Annotated in this window: 11 protein-coding genes; 1 reads left to right on the top strand and 10 read right to left on the bottom strand. The window is 43.8% G+C overall.

What is annotated here, in order from left to right:
• Window positions 1–102: 102 nt before the first annotated feature.
• The 10 genes from OCV61_RS00465 to OCV61_RS00420 form a co-directional block, all read right to left on the bottom strand.
• Window positions 103–1,485, bottom strand: a complete 1,383-nt coding sequence (locus OCV61_RS00465) for a hypothetical protein (protein ID WP_158420076.1) — start codon at window positions 1,483–1,485, stop codon at window positions 103–105.
• Window positions 1,486–1,638: 153 nt separating this feature from the next.
• Window positions 1,639–2,631 carry an ABC transporter permease gene (locus OCV61_RS00460; protein WP_158420075.1) on the bottom strand — a complete coding sequence of 331 codons (993 nt, stop codon included), beginning with the start codon at window positions 2,629–2,631 and terminating at the stop codon, window positions 1,639–1,641.
• A complete protein-coding gene (locus OCV61_RS00455) occupies window positions 2,628–3,737 on the bottom strand; it encodes an ABC transporter permease (RefSeq protein WP_158420074.1) in 1,110 nt (369 codons plus the stop codon). Before OCV61_RS00455 ends, OCV61_RS00460 begins: the two co-directional genes overlap by 4 nt.
• Window positions 3,734–5,323 carry an ABC transporter ATP-binding protein gene (locus OCV61_RS00450; RefSeq protein WP_158420073.1) on the bottom strand — a complete coding sequence of 530 codons (1,590 nt, stop codon included), beginning with the start codon at window positions 5,321–5,323 and terminating at the stop codon, window positions 3,734–3,736. The genes OCV61_RS00455 and OCV61_RS00450 overlap by 4 nt, the downstream gene beginning before the upstream one ends.
• Window positions 5,324–5,395: 72 nt before the next feature.
• Window positions 5,396–6,697, bottom strand: coding sequence for a BMP family ABC transporter substrate-binding protein (locus OCV61_RS00445; RefSeq protein WP_262582561.1), 1,302 nt, complete (start codon window positions 6,695–6,697; stop codon window positions 5,396–5,398).
• Between the two features lie 111 nt (window positions 6,698–6,808).
• Window positions 6,809–7,789 (bottom strand): AraC family transcriptional regulator, encoded by a 981-nt coding sequence (locus tag OCV61_RS00440; RefSeq protein ID WP_158420072.1) that lies wholly within the window; start codon window positions 7,787–7,789, stop codon window positions 6,809–6,811.
• A gap of 228 nt (window positions 7,790–8,017) precedes the next feature.
• On the bottom strand, window positions 8,018–9,040 hold the full coding sequence (locus OCV61_RS00435; protein WP_158420071.1) for a substrate-binding domain-containing protein: 1,023 nt from the start codon (window positions 9,038–9,040) through the stop codon (window positions 8,018–8,020).
• A gap of 97 nt (window positions 9,041–9,137) precedes the next feature.
• The gene (locus OCV61_RS00430) at window positions 9,138–10,148 is read right to left on the bottom strand and encodes an ABC transporter permease (RefSeq protein WP_158420070.1); all 1,011 of its coding nucleotides are present in this window, start codon (window positions 10,146–10,148) and stop codon (window positions 9,138–9,140) included.
• A gap of 2 nt (window positions 10,149–10,150) precedes the next feature.
• Complete coding sequence (locus OCV61_RS00425) at window positions 10,151–11,143, bottom strand: ABC transporter permease (protein ID WP_158420069.1); 993 nt, start codon at window positions 11,141–11,143, stop codon at window positions 10,151–10,153.
• Window positions 11,140–12,654 carry a sugar ABC transporter ATP-binding protein gene (locus OCV61_RS00420; protein WP_158420068.1) on the bottom strand — a complete coding sequence of 505 codons (1,515 nt, stop codon included), beginning with the start codon at window positions 12,652–12,654 and terminating at the stop codon, window positions 11,140–11,142. The genes OCV61_RS00425 and OCV61_RS00420 overlap by 4 nt, the downstream gene beginning before the upstream one ends.
• A gap of 192 nt (window positions 12,655–12,846) precedes the next feature.
• Here OCV61_RS00420 and OCV61_RS00415 point away from each other — a divergent pair, with 192 nt between their 5' ends.
• Complete coding sequence (locus OCV61_RS00415; protein ID WP_158420067.1) at window positions 12,847–14,400, top strand: response regulator transcription factor; 1,554 nt, start codon at window positions 12,847–12,849, stop codon at window positions 14,398–14,400.
• The last annotated feature ends 5 nt before the right edge of the window (window positions 14,401–14,405 follow it).

The following is a 14,405-nucleotide window of genomic DNA, read 5'->3' as shown; positions in this document are numbered from 1 at the left end:
TCAGCATTCTTGATTCAATCATACCATCTCATGTACAAAAAAGCAATTCTTCTTCCTATTCTGATGCTGCTACGTCCTAAGCCAAGTAACTAAGCCAATCTTCTATTCTGATACAGATTCATCCTGAGCTAATTCTTCTTCATCCTGGATCTCGTCCAGCATCAGGTCATCTCCCTCACCGATCTCCTCATCTGTAGCTTCAGCCTCTTCATCGGGGGCTTCTGTAGAGGGCTTCTCAGTGATCTTTGCAGAATCATATAACAATTCTTTTACCTTTTCATCATACAGATTCTCTACCAGATATTCCCTGGTATAACCAGCTTCAAAAGAAGCCGCATCCTCTCCGTAATAGTCTGCATTCTTTGTTACGTAATCCTTGTATTCCTCTCCGTCTGCAGTAATGTCATTGGCTTTACAGTATGCACTGATAAACAGATATCTGTTTACAAGCTTCTCTGTTTCTGACTGTACATCCTCATCAGTAATGCCAAACATCTCCAGCACATCATCAATAGTATTATCCTCTCCTACAAACATGGAATAGCTGGAAAGGATCTCTTCTTTGCACTGATCATACAGCTCCTGTGGATATCCGTCGAATGTAGCATTTGCCATCGCTGTCTCCAACAGGGACTCTGTTACATCATAATAGCTTCTGCTGGTATATTCCTCCTCCAGATATTCCCTAATGGACTGCTCATACTCTTCAAGAGTTGTATATTCTGTATTTTCTTTTACATAATCCAGGTTGTACTCAGGTACTTCTACCTGTACCACATCAGAAACCTCAATGGAAAAATCTACCGTCTGTCCGGCCCATTCCTCCATCCACATATCTTCATCATAGGAAATGGAAAAGTCCAGCTTATCCCCCGCGGATACGCCTGTAAGCTTCTCATCGAATTCAGCGCCATAATCCTCCTGACCAAGGATCACTGAAGAATCCTCTTCCTCACCATCCTGGGAATCATCCCCTTCTACTTTATAAGTCATTGTAAAGTATACGGTATCTCCCTCTACAGAAGGCTTGTCTGTGGAGATCTCCTCAGATGCCTCGGAAAGTTCAGAATCAATCTCATCCTGTACCATATCATCGGTGATCTCATATGTGTACTGAACAGCCTCCAGATCCTTGGTTTCCCCAAGAGTCACATACTTGTCCGCATCCTGGACCAGATAATCTGCCGGAACTACCTTAGAAAGATCTTCCTCCTCCAGTCCGGTATCCTCATCTTCCTCCGTATCTGTCAGATCCTGTTCGTCCTCATCTGTACTATCATCTGCTTCACCACTATCATCTGCTGCAGTTTCATCCTGTGCATCCTCCTCAGAAGCAGACTCCTGATCTGGTGCATCTGTTGCTTCTGCTGTCTTTGTCTCTTCTGTTGTTTCTGCTGTTTCTTTCTTTTCTGCACTGTTACTGCCACAGCCGGCCACAAAAAGGGCTGCCACAAGGCATGCCGCAAGATATTTACGCTTAATCATTCACAGAATTCCTTTCTTGAATACACATAAAAGCATGTAATTCACTAAATCCATCAATTTCTTTGTTACTGTACTACTACCGTATGGTTACTATAGCATAAAAAAAAGGAGAATGTAAACATTCCCCCTTTAAAAGTCACAAAGATTTCACGTTTATCGTTCTTCGCGGAAATAAGAAAGTCCAAGACTTTCCGGCGGCTGATTCTCCTTCTTCTTCCGAAAACTTACAACCACCAACACAATAATGGTCACTACATAAGGCACCATTTGTACAAGATCCGTCACATATCCGGCCACCTTCACTCCCAACATATTGGGAAGGAACTGATACAGCCAGTACAGCATACCGAAAAGATAAGCTCCCCAAATACCATTTAAAGGCTTCCATGTAGTAAAGATAACAAGTGCTACTGCCAGCCATCCAAGAGCCTCGATCTGCCCGGTAGTTGCCCAGATCCCCTGATTGTAATCCAGCACATAATAAAGACCGCCGATACCAGACAGACCTGCCCCGACACAGGTAGCCAGATATTTGTATTTTGTTACATTAATACCTGCTGCATCTGCAGTTCCCGGATTCTCGCCAACTGCACGCAGATTCAGTCCTACCCTGGTTTTATTCAGAAAATAATGAAGCACAATGGCAACAATGATAGCTGCATATGCAAGGAATCCATAAGGAAATACTACCTTGCTTACGATCCCAAGCTTGGAAGAAAGGAAGGGGATCTTCTTTGAAAATGCAGAATAGGCAAGAGGTGCAGCTGTATAGCTGGCTCCATTTAAAATAAATACGCCAAAGAAATTGGCAACTCCCATACCAAAGGTAGTAAGAGCAAGACCTGTCACATTCTGGTTGGCACGCAGGGTGATGGTCAGGAAGCTGAAAATCAATCCTCCAAATGCAGAAGCAGCAATGGCTGCAAACAGGGCAATGATCACGCAGATCCAGCCCTTTGGATCTGAGGATAATTTCTCATAGTAATAAGAACTTGCAAATCCGGCAAAGCCTCCCAGATACATGATCCCAGGTACACCTAAGTTAAGATTTCCTGATTTTTCTGTGATTGTCTCACCCATAGATCCAAACATAATGATCGTTCCAAAAGGAATCGCCCGGATGATCCATGCAATTAACGTACTCATTCCTGCACCTCCTTCTGTTTTGAACCACGAAATACCATTTTGTAATTAATGAAAAACTCACTTCCCAGGATAAAGAACAGAATAACACCTTCGATAATACTTGCCGCATAATCATTCAGACTGTAAGCAGAAGCGATCTCAGCAGCTCCTCTGGAAAGAAAAACAAGAAGGAAAGAAATCAATGCCATGTAAAAGGTATTAAACTTAGCCAGCCATGCAACAATAATAGCAGTAAATCCCTGTCCTCCGGCAGAGGATGTGGAAATCGTCTGATCCCTTCCTGCCACAACCAGAAAACCTGCAAGTCCGCAGATCGCACCAGATATCAGCATGGTACGGATCGTTACCCGTTTAACATTAATACCAGCATATCTGGCTGTATTTTCAGACTCTCCAACAACAGTGATCTCATATCCCTGCTTGGAATATTTCAGATAAAAATACATTACAATCATCAGGATAAACACAACCAGGATATTAATGTTGTAACGCTGTCCGAAAAACTGGGGAAACCAGCCTGCCTGAGTAGACATATTCAGTTTTCCAAGGCTGGATGCCTTTCCACGCATAATGTTGGTCATACAGGCAACGATACTGGTTGCCACATAGTTCATCATCAAAGTAAACAAAGTCTCATTTGTATTCCAATATGCCTTAAAAACTGCAGGGATCAGTCCCCAGATACCTCCTGCAATAATGCTTGCAAGAAACATAACCAGAAGCAATGCAGGTGTTGGAAGACTCTGTCCGCATTTTACCATAACCAGTGCTGTGGCAAGACCGCCTGCAAGAACCTGTCCTTCTGCACCGATATTCCAGAATTTCATTTTAAATGCTGGTGCCAGTGCAATACCAATACAAAGCAGGGTTACCAGATCACGAAGTGCCCATGAAAAACGAATGGATGTCATAAAGGTTCCGTTAAACATAACCCCGTATACGGAAATGGGATTCAGCCCTGTAACAGCAAAGATAAAAATTGCATCCACTACAAGTGCGAGCACAATGGCAAGCACACGGATCAGCACTTTATTCCCTATAGAAGCGCCATCCCGCTTGATGATACGTACAAAAGGCTCTTTTATTTTCTTAGTTTCACTGCTCATTCCTGTGCACCAGCCTTTCTCAGATTTGTCATAAGAAGACCTACTTCTTCCTTTGTGATCGTACGTGCATCTACCATTCCGTTTGCTTTTCCATCACACAGAACAAGGATCCTGTCACACAGGTCGATCAGTACGTCCAGATCCTCACCTACGTATACCACTGCCACACCATGGCGTTTTTCTTCATCCAACAGATTGTAAATAGTATAAGAAGTATTAATATCAAGTCCACGCACTGCATAAGCGGTCATAAGGACTGTAGGCTCTTCTGCAATCTCACGGCCGACAAGAACCTTCTGCACATTACCACCGGACAGTCTGGATACCGGAGTATTGATGCTTGGTGTAACTACTTCCAGCTCTTCACGGACCTTCTCAGCCATCTTCTTAGGTCCTTTCATCTCTGTAAGGAATGAACGGCCTGCACCATAGGTCTTCAAAAGCATGTTTCCGGTCATGCCCATAGAGCCAACCAGTCCCATTCCCAGACGATCCTCCGGAACAAAAGCAAGATGAACTCCCGCATCACGGATCTTCTTTGGTGTTTTGCCGATCAGCTGCAGCGGCTTATCTTCTTTTCCTTTTTCGTAGAACTTTATGCTGCTTCCCTCGGCAGTGACCTGAAGACCTGCAATGGACTCCAACAGCTCTTTCTGTCCATTCCCGGAAATACCGGCAATGCCAAGGATCTCACCGCCATAAGCATCAAAGCTTACATCATCCAATACCTTTACGCCTTCCCGGTTATAAACAGTAAGATTAGAAACAGAAAGACGTTTTACTGTATCCTTCGGCTGGGTACGTTCAATATTCAGCTCTACCTTTTTTCCTACCATCATCTCCGTAAGAGACCCTTCAGTAGCGTCTTTTGTCTCAACTGTATCCACATATTCCCCTTTTCTCAGGATCGCCACCCGGTCTGAGATAGCCAGCACTTCATGCAGCTTATGTGTAATAATGATCACAGACTTGTGATCCTTCTTCATATTGCGGATCACAGCGAACAATCTTTCTGTTTCCTGTGGGGTAAGTACTGCAGTAGGCTCATCCAGGATCAGGATCTCTGCACCTCTGTACAGAACCTTGACGATCTCCAGGGTCTGCTTCTGAGATACACTCATCTCATATACTTTCTGGTCCAGATCCAGATCAAAGTGATACTTTTCACAGATGGCCTTTGCCTTGGCCCTGATAACTTTCATATCAAATTTTTCTTTTTTCTCAAGTCCAAGGGCAATATTCTCAACTGCTGAGAACACATCGATCAGCTTAAAATGCTGATGGATCATTCCGATGCCAAGATCGTAGGCATCCTTGGGAGAACGTATCTCCACAGGTGTTCCGTTCACACGGATCTCTCCTGAATCCGGGAAATAAATACCTGCGATCATATTCATAAGTGTGGTCTTCCCGCTTCCGTTCTCGCCCAGCAGGGACAGGATCTCACCCTTCCTTACGTTCAGTGTTACGCCTTTATTGGCAATCACCTTACCGAATGTTTTAGTAACATTCGTCAACTGAATTGCATATTCCAAACTCCTATGCCTCCCTTCTGTATATCTGTCTGTATGCGGGGGCTTTTGCATCCCAGACAAATAAAGAGGGCTGCCGCATGAACCTTGCAGTCTATGCAGCAACCCCTTTGTATACCAGCTAAATTACTCTACTGCTTCTGCGTCCTCTGTGATTCCATCAATACGAAGTGTGAAATATGGTGCGCTTCTGAAGGTAGACTCTGCAAAATGTCCATCCTCAATGGCTTCCACTGTATCTCCCTGGTAAATAACAGATGCCGGATCTGTGGAGAAATCCATGAATGAAAGATCACAAGGTGCACTTGTAACTTCTTCACCGTCAACTGTAAACGTAGATGTATCAAATATCTGAAGAGAACCATCTTTGATCTTATTCTCAACATCCTCTACGTACTCTGCCGTGCCTTCTGCACAGGACTCACCAAGATCTGTAATGCCTACAGCATTATCTGCAAATCCCTTGGACCAATCCTGCTCAAGATCGCCACCACTCATAACGGTAGCAATTGCATATTTGTAATATGCTTCCCAGTTATTGGTTGCAGATGTAAGAGCCGCTGTAGGAGCAGTTGCGATCATGTCGATGTTATAACCAACAGAATAGCAGATCTTACCACTGTCAAGAAGCTTCTGGGTAGCCGCCGGAGCACCTGTGGAATCTGCATGCTGTCCGATGATCACAGAACCATTTGCGATCAGTGCCTCTGCTGCTGCACCCTCTTTGTCAATATCAAACCAGGAGTTAGTGTATTTTACTTCCATTACAACATTAGGAACTACACTGCGAACTCCGAGGAAGAATGCTGTATAACCAGATACAACCTCTGCATAGCTGAATGCACCTACGTAACCGATCTTAACATTGCCATCTGCATCAAAGCTGTCCGGCTGTGTCTCTTCTGTAAGTGTTCCGTCGTCCAGAAGCTGCTGCAGCTTCAGACCGGCAACAACGCCAGACACATAACGTGCTTCATAAATGTTTGTGAATGCATTCTTTAAGTTCTCGCATCCGCTGATGGCTGCAAAATCACCTGTCATGGAAACAAATGTAACGTCCGGATATTCCTGTGCTGCCTGTGCCATGAATGTCTGATGTCCATAGCTGTTTGCAACTACCATGCTGCATCCCTGCCCTACAAGGTCAACTGCGGAATCATAACAGGTCTGGTCTTCCGGTACTTTGTACTTCCAGATAATCTGGCTGTCATCAAGACCAAGCTCTTTGGCTGCTGCCTTGATACCTGCGATGTGAGCTGCGGAATAACCCTCTGTCTCATCACCAATGAGGATCACACCCATCTTAAAGTCCGGATCCACTTCTACGCTGTCGTCAGCGGCATAAACAACAGAAGCAAAGGCGATCATAGAAATGACCATTACTGCTGCAAGAAGAAGGCTGACAACTTTTTTCATGCTTTTTTTCATAAAATCTTCCTCCTTTTTAAGTGGTTTGGTAAATTTCAACTTTATTTTATTTTTTTTATTTCTGAATGTCAACTATTTCTACCAAAAAATAAGTTTGAATTTTCGCCAAATTTACAGCCGTATCCAACCATTTTTTTGATTTTTTGTTCTGAATTCCTTCGGTGTCATACAATATCTATTTTTGAAAACCTTGTGAAAATAGCTGCTATTTTCATATCCCACTGCTGCAATAATATCGCTTACAGACAGGTCTGTATCACACAAAAGCTCTGCTGCCTTATTCAGCCGCTTTCTCTGAAGCAGATCCTTGAAATTAAAACCTGTGGTCTTCTTGATCATTTTGCTCAATACATGCATAGGCAGCTTCAGCATTTCACATAGTTCTGTCAGGGTCGCTATCCTGTACTGCTGTTCAATATAATTCAGAGTGGTCATGGAGATCATATTCTCGTATGAATTAGGAATCCGCATTTCCACATACTGGACAGAATCCAGAAGATACAGGAATATAAGTCCCATAGTGGTCTGGTTGATCCGATCGTCCTCTCCTTTTCCAGTGACGATCGAATAGATCATATTTTCCAAAAGATTCTGGATCTGCAGATTTTCTGCCACCTTAAAATGAAGATATTCTCCTCTTTCCTCATCACGGCGCAGCACATTTACCAGAAAATCAGCAAGGATATTTCCTGCACCTGCCATAGAATATGCCACATCAAAAAACTGGGGCAGAACCATAAAGTTGATCGCAATGTCATCCACTCCTGCCGGAAGTAGCTCATGACTTGTAAACTGATTCAGGAAAAGAAGCTCTCCTGTTTTAAGTACTACTTCTCTGCCATCAATAATATTGGTCACAGTTCCCATGCATACATACAGCACCTCCACATAATTGTGTTTATGGGGTGGGAAATGTACAAACCTTGTATGGGTCCGCACTGTGATCAGTTTGCCTTCCTCAAGCATTTTCCTGCTGTCTACAATAAAATCCCTGCCGGAAGTATACAGATCCTTGTCTACTTCCTGTCCTTCAAGGATCTTCTTCTCTTCTTCTGTGATCTTTCGCAGCTGTTCCAGCAATTCCTTTTGCATGTTTTCTCCTTATAGTTCTTTACCAAATCTATTTTTTCTGAAATGCGCACCGCCAGACACACTTTTCAAGTCGAGCAAGCTGTTACTCACCACCTGAAAGAGGTGGAGCCTTCTCCACTGAGATAAAACAGCAGGCTGCTGCAAAATATCTTTTTGAGATATTTCTTGCAGCAGCCTGCTGTTAAATTTTATCATTCTTTCTTATAGATAGCAACCGGTTTCTATAGATTAGTACAGTTTAGCCATTTCTTCAATGTTATCAGAGTTGAACTCCAGAGGCTGTCCAAGAACGATCTCTGTACCGCCGTCATCAGCTTCTGTGATTGTGTACTCGCCAAGATCTCCAGCTGTGAATGTTTCATCAAGAGCACCTGTGATATCACCTTTTACAAGAGAGATTGTTGCATAAGCACTGAGTTTTCCAAGGCCCTGCATATCCCACAGATAGAAATATGGGCAGGAATGCTCATCATCAGCACCTGTGTACTCAACCATCTCAGATGGAAGTCCAAGACCTGTCAGCTTGCAGGTAGATTTCTCATCCTGAAGATATTTAGCAGCTGCTGCGATACCAACAGTTGTAGGAGCGCAGATTACTTTCAGATCTGGATATTTCTCAAGAAGAGCAGTTGTCTGGTCTGTAGATTTCTGTGGCTCGTCATCACCATATGCAACCTCTACCAGATCCAGTTTGCTGTATTTCTCATCGCTTTCCATGATTGTCTTCATTGCATCGATCCATGCATTCTGGTTAGCTGCCTGAGAAGTAGCGGAAAGGATCGCCCACTGGCCTTCACCACCTGCAATGTCAAGAACTGCATCAAGAAGAGCCTGTCCAACAGCTACTGTACCAGCCTGATTTACGAATACCTGACGGCTGTCTGCATTAGGAGCAGAGTCAAAGGATGAAACCTTGATTCCTTCATCCATTGCTTCTTCCAGTTTTGCCTGAAGAGCGTTTACGTCGTTTGCGGAAATGCAGATTGCATCAAAATCCTGGGAAATCAGGTTGTCAAGAACCTTGATCTGAGCGTCAGCTGTAGCAGCTTCCGGATAAACAACCTCTACTTCGCCGCCTTCTGCCTCAACAGTCTCTTTAAAGGATGCTGCTGCGATCTCAAAGAATGCATTACCTGCAGATTTTCCAACCAGTGCGATCTTCTGTCCATCAGCCTCTCCAGCTAATGCAGGTGTTGCTGTTGCCAGTACCATTGCTCCGCAAAGTAATGCGCTAACGATTTTTTTGTTCATGTTTTTTTCCTCCCTTGGAAATAGAATTTTTAGTTTACATTATATGTGCAGCTGCTGTTACCCCATTTGCAGCCAACAACCATTTTAATAATATAGATCAGGCGTTTTTCTTAACCTTTAAAGCCTTTTTGATCTCTCCCACCACGTTTGGAAGTGCTACTGCACAGATCAGCAGTAGTCCCAGGATCAGAAGGATTACCTGTGGGTGAAGATTCTGCTGTCCAAGTCCTACACGAAGGCATACGATAATGAATGCAGAAATAATACCACCTGCCAGATTTCCTTTACCACCTGTAGAAGAAATACCTCCAAATACTGCCATTGCAATGGCGTCCATCTCAAAACCGTTTCCTGTTGTGGTATTGGCTCCATAAGAAGAGGATACCATAAACAGTGCACACAGTCCGCAGAAAGTTCCCATGAGTGTGTAGATCAGCATACGGATCTTTTGAACATGGATACCGGAATAATAGGCTGTAAGACGGTTGGTACCTATCGCATATACTCTCCGGCCGAAAGTGCTTTTGCCAAGGATCAGTGCTGCTACCACAGCAAGGATCAGAACCAGGAAAAGAATATATGGAACTCTTCCTACTTTACCGCCGATAGCTTTAAAACCATCAGAATTTGTCAGGGATACGGATCCACCTTCACCAAGCACGATCTCTGCAATACCTCTGAAAATGATCTGTGTAGCCAATGTTACGATCATTGGCGGAAGCTCCTGGAATCTGGTAAGGATAAACCCGTTCACTGCTCCGCAGGCTGTACCTACAAGAAGAGAAATCAGGATCACCAGGATAAACGGAAGCCCTGTATTGGATACCAGGCAACTGATGGTTGCGGAAAGACATACAATTGATCCAACAGATATATCAATCTCTCCAAGAACCAGTATGTAAGCCATTGGCAGCATGAGAAAGATCTCTGCCAGATAAACCGGCATCTGCCTGAGCACACTCTTTAAGTTGTAAAATTCTGAAAACCATGCACAGAAAATGTTGACCAGGACAAACAGCAGGACCATAATCCCTTCCCAGCTGAATATCATGTGTTTCACCGGATTTTCCGGCACATTGTTTATACTTCTTCCAGATTTTCCGGCCATGATCACATCTCCCTTCCTTTTAATGCATTTCTGTCAGCAATACGCTGCAGGATCACGTTCACCATTACTACCACAAGGATCAGTACACCTTTGATGGTATTCTGCCACAAAGCACCGATGCCAACCAGCGGAAGTGCTTTCGCAATGGTGGCCAGGATCAAGGATCCTAAAAGAGCGCCAAGAACAGTACCTCTTCCACCGCTCATGCTTACACCGCCGATTACACAGGCTGCGATAACATCCATTTCACCGCCTTGCTGCATATCCGGCATTGCAGAAGCGTATACAGATACCTGAAGTGCTCCTCCAAGACCAGCAAGCACGCCCATGATCATATAAACCATCAGTTTGATATTCTTAACATTGATACCTGAAACTTCTGCTGCACTAGGATTGCTTCCTACTGCGTAAATCTTTCTTCCTGTCCTTGTCCACTTCATAAAGAAGAAGAAAACTACATAGCAGAGGATGATCACCCATACAACTGCATTGATCCCAAGCACACTGGATGTTGCAAAATTCTTAAAGCTTCCAAGTGCTGCTGCCCCGGCCCACTCACCATTATTAGATACCAGATATCCCAGGGCACGGAACACATACATAAATCCCATGGTTGCAATGATCGGCGGTACACTGGCTCTGGATATCACCAGACCTACCAGGAAGCCGCAGGCAAGTCCAATGGCAAGTGCGATCACAAAAGCAAGAATGGTGCTGGTAATATGACCGTATTTCAGAAGCATACCAATGGACATTCCGGAAAGTGCCAATGTTGACATGATGGAAATATCAATTCCTCCCACCAGCATAACGCACAGCATTCCAAGTGCCATAACCATTGTAACTGCATTGTTTTTCAACATGTCCATCAGTGACTTGGGTTTCAAGAAAGAAGGGCTGATGGCTGTAACGATTGCAAAAAGCAAAATCAGGATCACTGCAAGGAGAAACTCCCTGGAGCCGGTTATTTTCTTTAGAGTTGATTTCTGTTTCATGATCTTCCCGCCTCCTTTGATGTCTGTCCTTTTTCCATTGCAAGCTCAAGGATTCTTTCCTGAGTTGCCTCATCTTTATTTAATTCACCTGTCTTCCGACCATTGCACATCACAACGATACGGTCAGACATTCCCAGGATCTCCGGCATTTCTGAAGAAATCAGCACAATAGCATAGCCTTTCTTTGCCAGATCTCCCATGATCGCATAGATCTCTGCCTTTGCACCTACATCAACACCCTTGGTAGGTTCATCCATGATAACTACTTTCATTTCCTGGCTCAGCGCCTTGGCAACAACTACCTTCTGCTGATTACCACCGGAAAGGGAGCTTGCAGGCTGGAAAATGTCCACAGCCTTTGTATCTACTTCCTCAAGAAGCTGTTTTGCCAGTTCCCGCTCTTTCGGTTCATTATTAAATCCTTTTTTTGCATACTGGCTGATGGTAGAAAGTGTCACATTCCGACCCAGTCCCCAGCTCATGATCAGGCCTTCCTTCTGTCTGTCTTCCGGAAGAAGAATGATGCCTTTTTTCATTGCGTCAGATGGCTGTTTGATATGGATCTCCTGGCCCTCCAGATATACTTTTCCTTCATCCGGAGTGGTAATTCCGCAGATGCTTTCTACTACTTCTGTACGGCCTGCACCAACCAGCCCTGTAAGACCTATGATTTCCCCTGCATGTACGTCAAAGGAAACATTTTTAAAGTAACCAACCCTTGACAAGCCTTCCACCCGAAGCATTTCTTCACCAAGCTGTACTTCTGGCTTTGGAAACAGATCCTTGATCTCACGGCCAACCATAGCTTTGATCAGATCTGCATTTGTGATCTCGTCTACATTGTATGTGCCAATATACTGAGAATCTCTAAAAACGGTAACTCTGGATGCCAGACGGTACATATCCTCAAAACGATGCGAGATAAAGATAATGGAAACTCCTTCTTCTCTCAGATGATCTACGATCCGATACAATTCCTCGGATTCTCTTTTAGTAAGTGCTGCAGTAGGCTCATCCAGAATCACGATCTTGGCATTAGTAGAAAGTGCCTTGGCAATCTCAACCATCTGCTGCTGTGCAACACTTAAAGTTCCCATTTCAGCCGTAGCATCAAAATCTGCATTCAGCTGTCCCAGAAGCTTGTTGGCTTCCTCATTCATCTTTTTCCATTGGATCATCTTATGGACAATAATCTCATGTCCCATGAAAATATTCTCTGCAACTGTCAGATGAGGATAAGATGTAGGATGCTGATATACAGCAGCAATCCCGGCTGCCTGTGCGTCCTTCGGTCCTTTGAAATCCACCTTCTGACCATTCAGGAACATCTCTCCTTCTTCTGCTTTATGTACCCCGGTAATAACCTTGATAAAAGTGGATTTACCGGCACCATTCTCACCCATCAGCGCATGAACTTCTCCGGGCTTTAGCTGGAACTGTACATTGTTCAGTGCTTTCACTCCGGGGAATATCTTGGTAATGCCTTTTAACTCAAGAACATATTCCGACACTGTATGATTACCTCCCTCTTTGATCTGTATTCATTGTATCATGTGTCTTTTAGAGGCTAAACCGGAAAATATTTGGAAACAGGGTAAAATATTATTCAGTTAAAGAAAAATCCACAGATTTTCCCTGTGTTATGATATAATCCTTTTAACAGAATCACCAAGAGACCATAGAAAGAAAGAGGTTCTTCCTATATGAAATTACTAATTGTAGACGACGAGGAGCTTACACGGACTGGCGTTATTTCCTCCATTGACTGGAAATCATTAGACATAGACGAAGTGCTCCAGGCAGACGACGGGATCAACGGATTAGAAGCTGCCAGGATCCATAAGCCTGAGATCATTCTCTGTGATGTACGGATGCCCCGTATGGATGGTATCACCATGCTTGAAAAGCTGGAACAGTTCCTTCCGGACACAGTTCCCATTTTTATGAGTGGCTACTCAGACAAGGAGTACCTGAAAGCTGCCATTAAATTAAAAGCCGTAAACTACATTGAAAAGCCTTTAAATCCAACAGAGATCCGTGAAGCTGTACAGGAAGCTTCTGAAGTCTATCGCCAGAAGCTACGTACTCATCGCGGAGAAACGCTTCATTCCATGGAAACAGCCTCACGGCTTGCTCTGGCATTGGCTACTCCTTACCGCTTCAGTGAAAAAGTGATCAGCGAATTAAGCCAGGAGCTTTCCCTTTATATGGGATCTGATACCTGTTTTACCGCCCTGATCGCCAAAATCGATACAGAGCAGGATTTCTCTGCACCGGCTATCGACGATATTTATCAAAATATCTGCAATTATCTGTCCAATTTTCATCTTCAATGTATTTATGCAGAAAAGAAAGCACAATATCTTGTTTATTTTATTTTTGGCTCTTCCATGCCACAGGAAGCGACTCTGGATCTGATCCGTGATTATATCAGCTGCCAGCATCAGGCTTATCACAAATTTTATATCACGGCAGGCGGTTCCTTTACAGGTGTTTCCAAGGCCTACCAGTCCTATGAGTCGGCAGTGATCCTTCAGCAGAGCAGCTTCTTTTTCCCAAGCGGATCTTTTTTAAGCTCCTCTCTTCTGAAAGACAGGGATCTGCGCTCTCATCCCCCTCTTCCGGAATTTCCGGAGAAAGAATTTCAAGATCTTCTCGCCCTTAAAAACCTGGACGGCTGCAACGCCTTTCTTGGACAAATATACGATTTTTACGATCAGAATACACAGGTACTTCCCAATCACGCAAAGGATCTTTATTACAAGCTGTTCCGCTGTCTTGATGAGATTTACAGGCAGCTTCAGATCTCCCTTCCTTCTGACAGGGAAAATGCAGTAGACACTCTTGAAAACAGCTTTTCATTCCAGGATCTGCATAACAAGCTGCTTGTACGGATCACAGATTTTTTCCGTGAGCTTCAGGATTCTGTACAGGAAAATCAGACCATTTTTCTGATCAAGGAATATATCAGCAAGAATTACGGAAATGAGTCCCTTTCGGTAAAGGATATCAGTTCTCATGTATTTTTGTCAGCTTCTTATGTATGTACCTTTTTTAAAAATGAAACCGGCAAAACCCTGAATCAATATCTGACCGAATATCGAATGGAAAAGGCAAAGCAGCTGCTTGCAGATCCCAGATTCCGAATTGCGGATATCTCCTCCAAGGTAGGATATAATGACGGGAATTATTTTGGAAAAAGTTTTAAAAAATATACCGGCTTTTCCCCTTCCGAATATCGAGAAAGGATTTCCTGAAAACA

It is taken from the genome of Blautia ammoniilytica, from assembly GCF_025566965.1.
GTDB lineage: Bacteria > Bacillota > Clostridia > Lachnospirales > Lachnospiraceae > Blautia_A > Blautia_A ammoniilytica.
Note: the sequence above shows the minus strand (reverse complement) of the source record. Positions and strands in the feature narration are given on the sequence as shown.

Bases quoted from the DNA above. Each gene is read 5' to 3' on its own strand.
- OCV61_RS00455 (WP_158420074.1), bottom strand. From the start codon at position 3,737: ATGAGCAGTGAAACTAAGAAAATAAAAGAGCCTTTTGTACGTATCATC.
- OCV61_RS00430 (WP_158420070.1), bottom strand. From the start codon at position 10,148: ATGGCCGGAAAATCTGGAAGAAGTATAAACAATGTGCCGGAAAATCCG.
- OCV61_RS00435 (WP_158420071.1), bottom strand. From the start codon at position 9,040: ATGAACAAAAAAATCGTTAGCGCATTACTTTGCGGAGCAATGGTACTG.
- OCV61_RS00445 (WP_262582561.1), bottom strand. From the start codon at position 6,697: ATGAAAAAAAGCATGAAAAAAGTTGTCAGCCTTCTTCTTGCAGCAGTA.
- OCV61_RS00460 (WP_158420075.1), bottom strand. From the start codon at position 2,631: ATGAGTACGTTAATTGCATGGATCATCCGGGCGATTCCTTTTGGAACG.
- OCV61_RS00415 (WP_158420067.1), top strand. From the start codon at position 12,847: ATGAAATTACTAATTGTAGACGACGAGGAGCTTACACGGACTGGCGTT.
- OCV61_RS00450 (WP_158420073.1), bottom strand. From the start codon at position 5,323: ATGCAAAAGCCCCCGCATACAGACAGATATACAGAAGGGAGGCATAGG.
- OCV61_RS00465 (WP_158420076.1), bottom strand. From the start codon at position 1,485: ATGATTAAGCGTAAATATCTTGCGGCATGCCTTGTGGCAGCCCTTTTT.
- OCV61_RS00440 (WP_158420072.1), bottom strand. From the start codon at position 7,789: ATGCAAAAGGAATTGCTGGAACAGCTGCGAAAGATCACAGAAGAAGAG.
- OCV61_RS00425 (WP_158420069.1), bottom strand. From the start codon at position 11,143: ATGAAACAGAAATCAACTCTAAAGAAAATAACCGGCTCCAGGGAGTTT.